The 11885-nt window shown below is 34.0% G+C and carries 11 protein-coding genes and 1 tRNA gene; 8 read left to right on the top strand and 4 right to left on the bottom strand.

Going from position 1 to position 11885, the window contains the following annotated elements; all coding sequences use genetic code 11:
- Window positions 1-333 precede the first annotated feature (333 nt).
- From L3J35_06840 to lpxK, 5 genes are all read left to right on the top strand, one after another.
- Window positions 334-1632 carry a leucine dehydrogenase gene (locus L3J35_06840; protein MCF6365905.1) on the top strand — a complete coding sequence of 433 codons (1299 nt, stop codon included), beginning with the start codon at window positions 334-336 and terminating at the stop codon, window positions 1630-1632.
- Between the two features lie 18 nt (window positions 1633-1650).
- The gene (locus L3J35_06835; protein MCF6365904.1) at window positions 1651-2304 is read left to right on the top strand and encodes a hemolysin III family protein; all 654 of its coding nucleotides are present in this window, start codon (window positions 1651-1653) and stop codon (window positions 2302-2304) included.
- 1 nt (window position 2305) lies between these two features.
- A complete protein-coding gene (locus L3J35_06830) occupies window positions 2306-2788 on the top strand; it encodes a DUF4442 domain-containing protein (protein MCF6365903.1) in 483 nt (160 codons plus the stop codon).
- A 157-nt stretch (window positions 2789-2945) separates the two neighbouring features.
- Entirely contained in the window at window positions 2946-4703 is a 1758-nt protein-coding gene (gene sppA / locus L3J35_06825; protein MCF6365902.1) for a signal peptide peptidase SppA, read from the top strand.
- Window positions 4704-5813: a tetraacyldisaccharide 4'-kinase gene (gene lpxK / locus L3J35_06820; protein MCF6365901.1), complete on the top strand. Its 1110-nt coding sequence runs from the start codon at window positions 4704-4706 to the stop codon at window positions 5811-5813.
- A 64-nt stretch (window positions 5814-5877) separates the two neighbouring features.
- Here lpxK and ribD read toward each other — a convergent pair whose 3' ends face one another.
- Window positions 5878-6933 (bottom strand): bifunctional diaminohydroxyphosphoribosylaminopyrimidine deaminase/5-amino-6-(5-phosphoribosylamino)uracil reductase RibD, encoded by a 1056-nt coding sequence (gene ribD, locus L3J35_06815; GenBank protein MCF6365900.1) that lies wholly within the window; start codon window positions 6931-6933, stop codon window positions 5878-5880.
- Window positions 6934-6958: 25 nt separating this feature from the next.
- On the opposite strand from ribD, the gene prmC reads away from it, so the two are divergent.
- Window positions 6959-7810: a peptide chain release factor N(5)-glutamine methyltransferase gene (prmC, locus tag L3J35_06810; protein MCF6365899.1), complete on the top strand. Its 852-nt coding sequence runs from the start codon at window positions 6959-6961 to the stop codon at window positions 7808-7810.
- A gap of 39 nt (window positions 7811-7849) precedes the next feature.
- Here the strand turns inward: prmC and L3J35_06805 are convergent, their stop codons facing one another.
- Window positions 7850-8773, bottom strand: a complete 924-nt coding sequence (locus tag L3J35_06805; GenBank protein MCF6365898.1) for a PfkB family carbohydrate kinase — start codon at window positions 8771-8773, stop codon at window positions 7850-7852.
- 98 nt (window positions 8774-8871) lie between these two features.
- On the opposite strand from L3J35_06805, the gene L3J35_06800 reads away from it, so the two are divergent.
- A tRNA-Asn gene (locus L3J35_06800) sits at window positions 8872-8945 on the top strand.
- Window positions 8946-9014: 69 nt separating this feature from the next.
- On the opposite strand, the gene L3J35_06795 is transcribed toward L3J35_06800, so the two are convergent.
- Entirely contained in the window at window positions 9015-10190 is a 1176-nt protein-coding gene (locus L3J35_06795; GenBank protein ID MCF6365897.1) for an acetyl-CoA C-acyltransferase, read from the bottom strand.
- Window positions 10191-10368: 178 nt separating this feature from the next.
- Here L3J35_06795 and L3J35_06790 point away from each other — a divergent pair, with 178 nt between their 5' ends.
- Entirely contained in the window at window positions 10369-10896 is a 528-nt protein-coding gene (locus tag L3J35_06790) for a hypothetical protein (GenBank protein MCF6365896.1), read from the top strand.
- Between the two features lie 10 nt (window positions 10897-10906).
- Here L3J35_06790 and L3J35_06785 read toward each other — a convergent pair whose 3' ends face one another.
- Window positions 10907-11875, bottom strand: a complete 969-nt coding sequence (locus L3J35_06785) for a class I mannose-6-phosphate isomerase (GenBank protein ID MCF6365895.1) — start codon at window positions 11873-11875, stop codon at window positions 10907-10909.
- Window positions 11876-11885: the final 10 nt, after the last annotated feature.

The following is an 11885-nucleotide window of genomic DNA, read 5'->3' as shown; positions in this document are numbered from 1 at the left end:
GCTGTGGAACTTTTCTTCATTAAGCTCATAATCAATATTTTTTGTTAATATTATTCGATAGTCTTCTTTTTGGTTTTCTTCGGGATTACACTTACCCCCTATATATACCGTAAAAATAAATACTATTTTTAAAAAGCAAAATTTCAAAGAACTTTTTATTATATTTTTCTTATTTTTACACAGTTATGATTAATCCTTAACTAAACGACATTGATTCTTAATGGATAAATAATAAAATGAGCGAATGATAAAATAATTTTTTATTGTTTGCTCATTTTTTAAGTTTAAAAACAAATGTATTTTTGTGAAAAATATTCTTTAAAAATTCTAAAAATGAAAAACCAAAGCATCCCCAACTTCATCAAAACACTAAAAAGAAACAACATAAACCGTTTTCATTTGGTATATAATCAGAATACTGAAAAAGTTGAAAGTTCGCATAAAGAATTAAATTTCTTAGCTGATTTTATAAATAATGATATGCGTGATTTTGAGGAACACGAAGGCATGTTTTTTCAATTGCCTGATAAATATGATGTTTTGCAAGGCGCATTTGTTCACAGAACAAAAAGAGGACAAGCTGCCGGAGGTGTTCGTTTTTGGCAATACGATAATCTTGAAGATTATTTAAGAGACGGAATGAGACTCGGAAAAGGGATGACACATAAAAATGCACTTGCCGGACTTTGGTGGGGCGGCGGAAAAGGTGTTATGGTTCATAATCCGGATATTGATAAAAATAATCCGGAATACCGTGAATATATTTATACCGAATACGGAAAATTGCTCACAAGCATTAAAGGTTGCTATGTTACGGCAGAAGATGTAGGAACAAGTGTAGAAGATATGGGAAATATCTATAAAACAACCCGTTTTACCACTTGTGTTTCAGAAAATGTTGGCGGTAGCGGAAATCCTTCTGAGCCCACTTCAAGAGGAGTATTAAGAGGAATGGAAGCAGCATTGGCTTTTAAAGGTGAAACATTAGAAGGTAAAACAGTTGCCGTTCAAGGTATGGGACATGTTGCAGCGCCACTTATTAATCACCTATTTAACAAGAAGGTTTCAAAAGTTATTGCTGTTGATATAAATTCTGATGTTGTAAACTCTGTCAAAGAAAAATTTGCAGGAAAAAATTTGGATGCAAGATTAGTTTCAAAAGATGACAACTCAATTCTATTTGAAAATTGTGATATTTTGGCTCCTTGTGCAACCGGAGCCATCATAAATGATAAAACAATTTCGAAAATAAAAGCAAAAATTATTTGCGGGGCTGCCAATAATCAATTAGAAGAACACGACAGAGACGATAAAGCACTTTCTGACAAAGGCATTTTATATGTCCCTGATTTTCTGAATAACAGAATGGGGATTGTAAATTGTGCGAATGAACAATACGGTTATGTTAATAATGATGAATATTTTGAAAGACATCTGACCAATAAATGGAAACATGGTGTATATCAAACAACTTTATCGGTGCTGAAAGAAGCAAAAGAAACCGGACAACCGGCTTCAAAAGTTGCCATAAAACAAGCAACGGAATTGTCAATGCAGGAACATCCTGTTTTCGGACACAGAAGTTTAAAAATTATTCAATCATTGGTAAAAAATAAATGGTTTGAAAAATAAGCACATAAGATTAGAAAAATGACATTAAAAGCAAATATTAAAACTAACGAAATTATAAATTGCACAACCCACTTAATCGGCTTAGGTTTAAGTATAACGGCATTAGTTCTGATGATTGTTCGTTCTGCAATATACGGATCTGCGATATCGGTTGTCAGTGCTGCAATATTCGGGGCAAGTTTAGTTGTGTTATATTTAGCCTCAACATTATATCATGCAGCTAAAAATGTAAAAATAAAAGCGAAACTAAATAAATTTGATCATTCCGCAATTTATGTGTTAATAGCAGGAACCTATACCCCCTTTACAATCGTTGCCTTGCAAGGTGGTTGGGGCTGGAGTATCTTCGGCGTTCAATGGGGTTTAGCCGCAATCGGCATTTTATTTAAAATATTTTGGTATAAAAAGAAATTCCGAGTAATCTCGGCTTATGCTTATATTGCAATGGGGCTTGTTATGCTGATTGCAATAAGACCACTTTTTGATTCTTTGTCAACAGCAGGTCTGATATGGCTTGGAATAGGCGGTATTGTATATATTGTCGGTGTGTTTTTCTATCTGTCCAAAAAGATTCCCTTTTCGCACGGAATTTGGCATTTATTTGTAATAGGAGGCAGTTTTGCACATTTCATTGCTATTTATAATTATGTTTTACCGAATTTAAATTTTTAAAATGGACAAATCAGAACAATTCAGGCAAACTGTAAGAAATAATTTCAAGTTCAAATTGTTTATGTTGAAGAGTTTACCTTCTGCATTTTTTTCGGGTTTAAAAGTTACAGAAATTACTGAGAAAAAGGCAGTTGTAAGTGTGCCTTTTAAATTCTTCACACAAAATCCTTTCAAATCTATATATTTTGCTTCACAGGCAATGGCAGCAGAACTTTCAACAGGTGTTTTAGCATTGTCACATGTTCATAAACGAAACCCCAGAGTTTCAATGCTTGTGTTTAATATGCGTGCAGATTTTACTAAAAAAGCTAAATCAAGAGTTTTCTTCACTTGTGAAGACGGTCTTAATATAAAAAATGCGGTTGAAAAAAGTATAAAAACCGGAGAAGGTATAGCTGTTGAAGCTAAATCAACAGGTAAGACCTCCGAAGGCGAAATTGTTTCTGAATTTTATTTTACATGGACCTTTAAACCGGTTTCTTAATAACCGAAAAAGGGCAATTTTACAAACTACCGTTAATTTTTAATACATAGCTGTTATTAACGAACTTACTCATTCTTTATAATTTTTATTTGGATAATAAAGCGTTTATCTTTGTAGTATTATAAATTAATTGTGTTATTAATTAAAATTTGAACAAATGAAAGGCTTTTTTAACCATGTTTTAGCCAGTATGCTCGGAACTTTTTTAGTTCTCGTGTTTATTGTTATTGTAAACCTAATAATTATTGTCGGTATGATTTCTTCAATAGGTTCTCTTTCCGGAGAAGAGCTTACAATTGAGGAAAACTCAATATTACATTTAGATTTTAAAAATGCTGTTGCCGACCGTTCTTCCGCAAAACCGAACTTCTCCACCTTTGAACTTGAAAAAACACTAAGCCTCAGAAGTGTGACGGAAGCAATTGAAAACGCAAAGGAAGACGACAGAATAAAAGGAATTTATTTAGATTTATCAATCCTTCAAGTAGGAATGGCATCTGTTGAAGAAATAAGAAATGCACTAAAAGATTTTAAAAATTCAGGAAAGTTTATTATTGCTCATGCAGAATACTATACTCACAAATCTTATTATTTAGCAAGCGTGGCAGATAAAGTATATCTTACTCCGGAAGGAATTATCCAATTTACCGGACTCAGTGCACAAATTATGTTTTTCAAATCAATGTTGGAAAAACTCGGTATTGAACCGGAAATTATCAGGCACGGGAAATTTAAAAGTGCGGTTGAACCGTTTATGTTAGATGAAATTAGTGACGCAAATAAAGAACAGACATTAAAATATATCGGTTCTATTTGGAATACAATACTAAAAGGCATAAGTGAAGAAAGAGACATTTCTGTTGAACGTTTAAATACTTATGCTGACAGTATTTTAATCCGAAACGATAAGTCTTCAAAAAATTTAAACTTTGTAGATGCTTTAAAGTATAAAGATGAGGTGTTAGAAGAATTAAAAAAGCTTTCGGGAAATGACAAACTTCAATTAGTGTCCGCAATTAATTATTTGTCATCAGAAAAAGACATACAAAAAATACTTAATCCTGCAGAAGAAAACATTGCAATAATCTATGCACAAGGTTCAATTATCAGCGGGTTAGGAACAGAAAAGGAAATTGGTTCCGAAACTTTATCTAAAGCAATACGTGAGGCAAGACAAGACTCAAGCGTTAAAGCAATTGTTTTAAGAATTAATTCTCCCGGAGGAAGTTCCCTTGCATCAGAGGTAATTTGGAGAGAAACAGTTCTTGCACAAAAGGAAAAACCTTTTTATGTTTCAATGGGAGATGTTGCTGCATCAGGAGGGTATTATATTGCATGCATGGCAGATACAATTGTTGCTCAGCCCAATACGATAACCGGTTCAATCGGAGTTTTCGGGTTGTTATTCAATACGAAAGAGTTAATGAACGATGTAGGAATAAATATCAATGCCGTAAATACAAATAAATATTCAGATTTCGGAAGTCCGGCACGAAAAATGAGTGCTTTTGAAAGAGGGGTTATTCAATCAACAGTAGAAGATGTATATTCAACCTTTATTACTCATGTGGCAGAAGGCAGAAATATGACAACAGAACAGATTGATGAAATAGGACAAGGAAGAGTTTGGAGCGGTGTTGATGCTAAGGAAATCGGATTAGTTGATGTTCTCGGAGGACTACAAACAACAATTGATTTAGCTGCAAAAAAAGCAGGGCTTACTGAATACGGAATTAAAACTTTTCCGGAAAAAGATAAATTGACGATGATTATTGAGGGTATCTTAACTGATGCAAAATCATCTTTTGTTGAGGAGGAGCTCGGAAACTCTTATGTGTATTATAAATATTTGAAAGATGTTGTAAAAATTCAAGGAATTCAAGCAAGAATGCCGTATTTTGTAAATATTGAATAAATGAAGTTTTTAAAAGTCATATTATTGTATCCGCTTTCATTAATTTACGGCTTCGCAGTAAACATAAGAAATACGTTATTTGACTTTAACATCCTAAAATCACAAGAATTTGAAATCCCGGTAATCTCCGTCGGAAATATTACCGTCGGAGGTACCGGAAAAACACCTACAACCGAATATATTATAAGAATACTGCAAGAGAAATACAATGTTGCAGTATTGAGCAGGGGTTATAAACGAAAAACAAAGGGCTTTTTTTTAGCAACCTCAAAATCTACCGTTGAAGAAATTGGGGACGAGCCTTATCAAATAAAGCAAAAATTTCCGAAAACAGTTATTGCTGTTGACGAAAAAAGAGTTCGGGGAATAAGCAATATTCAACAACTAAATCCGGATATTGACGTAATTATCTTAGACGACGCATTTCAACACAGATATGTTAAGCCCGGGCTGTCAATTTTATTGATTGATTATACCCAGCCTTTTTTTGAGGATTTTTTCTTACCCTACGGAAGGCTAAGGGACAGTTCAAAAGAAAAACACAGGGCAGATATTGTTTTGGTTACAAAGGCCCCGCCAGACATTAAACCGATTGATATGCGAATAATGGCAACAAACCTTGAATTGAGGGCCTATCAATCTCTTTATTTTTCAACACTAAAGTATTCTGAATTACTTCCTGTATTTAACAATTCCGTATCTGAAATAAATACAGATATTATTAAAGAAAAAAAATATTCCGCAGTTTTGGTTTCCGGAATAGGAAATTTCAAACCCTTATTGGAATATTGCAATAAAACAGCAGATAGCTTAGTTCATATACCGTTCAAAGACCACCATAAATATACAGAAAAAGACTTGGTTCTTATTGCAGAAAAATACCGTTCGTTAAAGACCGAGAACAAAATTATTCTTACGACAGAAAAAGATGCAGGAAAAATAAAAAACATTTCGATTGGGGATAAAGAAATTAAAGAGAATCTGTTCTGTTGCCCCATTGAAGTTGAAATATTAAACGGAGAAAAGGAAGACTTCGATTCTCAAATAATGGGTTACATAAACAAGGATAAAAGTCAATATAGGTTTATGCTATCAAAAAAGAAGTTTTAGAAACTCCCCTAAAACATATAGCGGTTAACAGCATTAAAGCAAACTTATGTGGCTTTTTAAAACTTTAAACCCCGCAGTTTTTATATAGCACCAGCTTGCTGTTGCCTATGTTTTCAGTATTTCTCGGCTGGTTTTTTATTTCCGGAGATTTTACACCGTTAAAAAATTTTGCATTCCCGATAAATACTCTTGCCTCATCCCAAAAGCTTCTGTCAATTAAGTCTTGAATAAATTTGGCTCCTCCCTCAACAAATAAAGATTGGATACTGTTATTATACATCTCACGAAACAAGTTGTCGTAAAAGTTGTTATCAAAAGAAATTTGAACGTAACTAAGGTTATCCGTTCCTTTTTTGGTTTTTTCGGTAAAAACAATTGTTTTTTGTGTTCGGTCAAACAAAAACAGATTTTCTTTTAACCTGAGAGTTCTGTCAAGAACAATTCTTACGGGCTGATTTCCTGACCAATCTCGAACATTTAGTTTTGGGTTGTCTTTTTCGGCAGTATTTGTGGCAACCATAATTGCTTGCTCTTCTGCCCTCCATTTGTGAACTTTTATTCGAGCAAATTCATCCGTTATCCAGTTTGGTTGAATCGGAGTTTCAGCCTTTCTTTCAAAATCAATAAATCCGTCAACCGTTTTTGCCCACTTTAAAATGATATAGGGTCTTTTTTTCTCATGATATGTAAAAAACCGAGAATTAAGTTCTCTCGCCTCTTTTTCAAGGATTCCGACAGAAACATCAACTCCTGCTTTTTTTAACATTTCGACTCCTTTTCCGGAAACCATTTCAAAACTGTCTGTACAACCGATTACAACTTTCGGGATTTTTTTTTCTGTAATTAGCCGAGAACATGCAGGAGTTCTTCCTTTGTGTGCACACGGCTCTAAATTAACATAAAGTGTTGAGCTTTTCAGCAGCTCTTTGTTCTTAACAGAATTTATTGCATTTACCTCAGCATGGCTTTCTCCGCACTTTTTATGATAACCCTCTCCTATTAGTTGTCCGTTATAAACAATCACAGAGCCAACCATGGGATTGGGATAAGTATTGCCAAATCCTTTTTTTGCCAATTGCAAGCATCGTTGCATAAATATTTCATCTTGATTTATCTGCATTTTTTTATCTTTGCTTTTTTATATCATGACAATAACAGAAGCAAAGATATATATTCAAAAGGAATTATGTGATTATTACCCGAAAAATGAACTTATAAGTTTTACCCGAATCATCCTCGAAGATGTTTTCTGTTTATCTTCTGTTGATATGTTGTTAAACAGGGGCTATATTTTTTCTGATGAAGGAGAAAGCAAGTTGCAAAATATAATCAATCGTTTAAAAAAATTTGAGCCCTTGCAATATATTGTCGGATTCACTTTTTTTTTCGATTTAAAGATTAATTTGACAGAATATGTTCTTATTCCTCGTCCGGAAACAGAGGAGCTGGTAAATTTAATTATCTCTGAAACCGAACAAATGGAGGGTTTGCTGGTGTTAGATATCGGAACCGGAAGTGGTTGCATTGCTGTTTCTCTTGCAAAAAACCTCTCAGGTGCAAATGTTTATGCTATAGACATCTGCGAAAAAGCACTAAAAACAGCAAAAAGTAATGCTTCTGAAAACAACGCACACGTTTCTTTTATTCAGGCAGATATACTTAATCCTAACAGTTTGGGAGAAGTAAATCGGTTTGATATCATTGTAAGTAATCCTCCTTATGTTTTAAACTCCGAAAAGGCTCACATGGGAAAAAATGTATTAAACTATGAACCGGGGTCTGCATTATTTGTAGAAAATAACAATCCTTTGGTTTTTTACAAAGCAATTGTAAAATTTGCAAAACAAAATTTGAGAAGTTCTGGAAGGCTATACTTTGAGATAAACGAGCAATTCGGAGGCAAAATTAAAAATATGTTAGAAAAGTCCGGATTTAAAAGCATTAAAATATTTAAAGATATAAAAGGTAAAAATCGAATGGTTCGCTGTAACCTTTAATTTTGGCACTGTCCGGTAAAATGTGTAGTGTCACAACTATTAAATCGCTTTCATATCAAAGCTTACAAGATTTATAAACCGTTCTACCCTGTTATTTATTTCTTTTTCATTAAGTTCCTGAATTCTTTCTGTTCCGAATTTTTCAACATTAAAAGAAGCCATAACCGAACCTGCAATGACCGCATTTTTCATGTTTTCAAATGAAATGTCGTCTGTTTTTGCTAAATACCCGATAAACCCGCCGGCAAAAGTGTCTCCTGCTCCCGTAGGGTCAAAAACAAATTCCAAAGGCAGTGCCGGTGCATTGAAAACTTTTTCTTCTCCGAATAATAAGGCACCGTGAGCACCCTTTTTTATAATTACATACTTCGGTCCCATATTATGGATTTTTGCTGCTGCTTTTACTAAAGAGTGCTCTCCGGAAAGCTGTTGTGCTTCCTCGTCGTTAATTGATAACACATCTACTAATGCTATTGTTTTTTTTAACTCTTCAAGCATTGTATCCATCCAAAAATTCATTGTGTCCATTACAATTAATTTCGGTCTGCTTTTAATTCTCTCAACAACCTGCCTCTGAATCACAGGTGTTAAGTTTCCGAGCATTAAATATTTTGTATTCTGGTAGTTGCTCGGAACAATCGGATTAAATTTTGCTAATGAATTAAGTTCTGTTACTAAGGTATCTCTTACATTCATATTATCTTGGTACTTTCCTGACCAAAAGAAAGTCTTCTCTCCTTTTTTTATCTGAATTCCGTCTGTATTTATCCTGTGTGTGTTAAGCATATCTAAATACTCTTGAGGAAAATCTTCCCCGACAACAGATATAATGTTTACGTTTTTTTCAAAATATGATGCAGACAAAGCAATATATGTTCCTGCTCCGCCGATTATTTTATTTGTTTTTCCGAAAGGTGTTTCAATTGCATCAAACGCAACTGTTCCTACAACTGTTAGGCTCATTTATTCTTTTTTAAAATTTATTAAATTTTTCACAAATATATTTGTTTTTTTAAAAAAAGTATTACTTTTGCCAACCGATTTAGTAAAAATAAAAACATTCCTCCTTAGCTCAGTTGGTTAGAGCGTCGGACTGTTAATCCGCAGGTCCTAGGTTCAAGTCCTAGAGGAGGAGCAAAAAAGCCTTGTTAGTTTTAACAAGGCTTTTTTGCTGTTTCGTTAATTATCCTCCGACATATAAAAGTCACAACATTTCTACAACTACTGCAGACGCTCCGCCGCCACCGTTACATAATCCGGCAACACCGTATTTAGCATTGTTTTGCCCTAATACACTTAGTAATGTAACAATAATTCTTGTTCCGGATGCACCGAGCGGATGTCCCAATGATACACCTCCGCCGTTAACATTAACTTTACTTTCATCAAGATTTAATTCTTTAATTCCTGCGAGAGCAACAACAGAAAAAGCTTCATTAATTTCGTAATAATCAATATCTTCTGCATTTAGCCCTGCTTTTTTTATTGCTTTCGGAATTGCTTTTCCCGGGGCTGTAGTAAACCATTCAGGTTCTTGTGCAGCATCTCCGTAGCCTGTTAACTTTGCAATCGGCTTTATTCCGAGCTCTTCTGCCTTTTCTTTGCTCATAAGCACTATTGCTGCCGCACCATCATTAATTGTTGATGCGTTTGCTGCGGTAACGGTTCCGTCTTTTTGAAACACCGGTCTTAAGGTCGAAATTTTTTCAAATTTAACATTGGTAAATTCTTCATCTGTGTCAACAATAACATCTCCTCTTCTGGTTTTAATTTCAACGGGAACTATTTCACCTTTAAACTTTCCGGCTTCTGTTGCCGCTGCTGAACGTTTATAAGACTGTATTGCGTATCTGTCTTGTTCTTCTCTGCTAAAATTCATTTCTTTTGCACATAATTCGGCAGCACTTCCCATGTGGTAATTATTGTAAACATCCCATAGACCGTCTTTTACCATTCCGTCAACTAATTTCCCGTCGCCTAGCTTTATTCCTGTTCTTATTCCCGGAACATAGTGCGGAATATTTGACATATTTTCCATTCCTCCTGCAATAACAACATCATTATCGCCCAGCATAATTGTTTGTGCGGCAATCATGACAGATTTCATTCCGGATGAACAAACCTTATTGATAGTCGTACAAGGCACACTATTTGAGATGCCGGCATATAAAGCTGCTTGGCGTGCAGGTGCTTGTCCGAGATTTGCTGAAATTACATTCCCCATAAAAACCTCATCAATAATTTTGACATCAATTCCGGCTTTTTTTATAGCACCCTTAATTGCGGTTGCTCCTAACCGGGTTGCCGAAACACTTGCCAGTGCTCCGCCGAAACTTCCTATTGGTGTTCTGACCGCAGATATAATATATACTTCTTTCATGTTGATAATGTTTTGAATTAGTAATAATTTTGCAACGAAAATAACTGTTTTTTGTTAATTTTAAAAATAATATATAACTGTCTGTTTGTTATGTTGTAATTATTTAACTATTCCTAAAATAAAATATCTAAATTTGTGTTTTAAATATTAATTTTTTCAAAACAAAAATAAAAAGATAATGAACGACCTTTTAGAAATTGCAAAATATATTCTGCCGTTAATAGTATTGTTAATTGCCGTTCTTTTGATTTTAAAACATTTTTCGGATAAAGAAAAAAATAAAAATAGGTTTGAAACAATTCGGTCAAACAATAAGTTAATAACACCTGTGAGGCTACAGGCATACGAAAGAATTATTCTTTTACTTGAAAGAATTAAGCCTGATGCAATGGCTTTAAGGTTGCAAAAACCTAATATTACTGCGATTCAAATGCAAATATTAATGCTGGGAACTGTAAGAAAGGAGTTTAACCACAACCTTTCTCAACAGCTTTATATTACAGATGAATCTTGGCAAACAATTGTAAATGCAAAAGAGCAAGTTTCAAGACTTGTAAACTTAACCGCAACGAAAATGGAAAAAGGTGCCGGGGCCGGCGATTTTACGCGTGCATTAATTGAAACTTATAATGATTTTGAAAAAAAACCGGTTGAAATTGCAATTGAAAAATTAAAAAACGAGGCTTTGATTTTTTTTGGCATGTAATTTTGTGGCGTTATATATAAATTTCTAAGACCTCTGCCTTTTTTTCAGAGACAAGTTCCGTTTCAGCTAAAATAATTGCAGGGATTAAAATCGTTTCCCCTTTTCTGATAAAATATTTTATGTTTTTGTGTATTACAGACAGTGTTCCGGAAACACACATTAAAACAACAAAACTGCCTTTGCTCGAATAGTTTTTAATCTGCGGGGTAAGTAATTTCAAGCGGTTAACAGTAAACTGCTCACAGGATGTTAGTTGTGCAAAAGCATCGTTTTTTTTATATTCAAGAAAATAGTTTTTTTTAGCTTGAAGTTCTACAACTTCTGCTGCAAGTTCATTGTGTAAATCTCTGTATTTCCCGCTTAAACCTTTTCTGTCCCAATCATAAATTCGATAGGTTAAATCCGAACTTTGTTGAATTTCTGCCAACAAGACTCCTTTCATAATTGCATGTATTCTGCCTGCCGGAATATAAAAAGCATCCCCGGCATTAACAGTAACAGAATTTAACAAATCAGAAAAAATTTTCTCTTTTGTAATTTTAATATATTCATCTTTTGTAACTGTTTTTTTTACTCCCAATATAAGCTCAGAGTTCGGCATTGTGTCTAATATATACCACATCTCGTTTTTACCGGTTTCATTATGTTGTTGTTCTGCAAATTTATCGTCGGGATGAACTTGTACGGATAAGTCATCGAAAGCATCAATAAATTTTATAAGCAAGGGAAAAACATTACCGAATTTTTCGTAAATCTTTTTTCCCAAAAAATTGGATTTATGTTTATCTATAAGTTCTTGAATACTTTTTCCTGAGTATTTTCCTTCCGAAACAACAGAAACATTATTCCTCAAGCCTGAAATCTCCCAACTTTCACCAGTTTTGCCGGAAGTAATGTTTTTGTTTAAAACTGTTTGGAGCCTGTTTCCGCCCCAAACTTTTTCTTTAAATATCGGTTTAAATTTTAAGGGATAAAGCATAATATTCACG

It is taken from the genome of Bacteroidales bacterium (assembly GCA_021648725.1).
Classification (GTDB): Bacteria; Bacteroidota; Bacteroidia; order Bacteroidales; family JAADGE01; genus JAADGE01.
This window is presented reverse-complemented; position numbering and strand designations above follow the sequence as displayed.

Bases quoted from the DNA above. Each gene is read 5' to 3' on its own strand.
- L3J35_06795 (MCF6365897.1), bottom strand. From the start codon at position 10,190: ATGAAAGAAGTATATATTATATCTGCGGTCAGAACACCAATAGGAAGT.
- L3J35_06830 (MCF6365903.1), top strand. From the start codon at position 2,306: ATGGACAAATCAGAACAATTCAGGCAAACTGTAAGAAATAATTTCAAG.
- L3J35_06790 (MCF6365896.1), top strand. From the start codon at position 10,369: ATGAACGACCTTTTAGAAATTGCAAAATATATTCTGCCGTTAATAGTA.
- lpxK (MCF6365901.1), top strand. From the start codon at position 4,704: ATGAAGTTTTTAAAAGTCATATTATTGTATCCGCTTTCATTAATTTAC.
- sppA (MCF6365902.1), top strand. From the start codon at position 2,946: ATGAAAGGCTTTTTTAACCATGTTTTAGCCAGTATGCTCGGAACTTTT.
- L3J35_06840 (MCF6365905.1), top strand. From the start codon at position 334: ATGAAAAACCAAAGCATCCCCAACTTCATCAAAACACTAAAAAGAAAC.
- L3J35_06785 (MCF6365895.1), bottom strand. From the start codon at position 11,875: ATGCTTTATCCCTTAAAATTTAAACCGATATTTAAAGAAAAAGTTTGG.
- prmC (MCF6365899.1), top strand. From the start codon at position 6,959: ATGACAATAACAGAAGCAAAGATATATATTCAAAAGGAATTATGTGAT.
- L3J35_06805 (MCF6365898.1), bottom strand. From the start codon at position 8,773: ATGAGCCTAACAGTTGTAGGAACAGTTGCGTTTGATGCAATTGAAACA.
- L3J35_06835 (MCF6365904.1), top strand. From the start codon at position 1,651: ATGACATTAAAAGCAAATATTAAAACTAACGAAATTATAAATTGCACA.
- ribD (MCF6365900.1), bottom strand. From the start codon at position 6,933: ATGCAGATAAATCAAGATGAAATATTTATGCAACGATGCTTGCAATTG.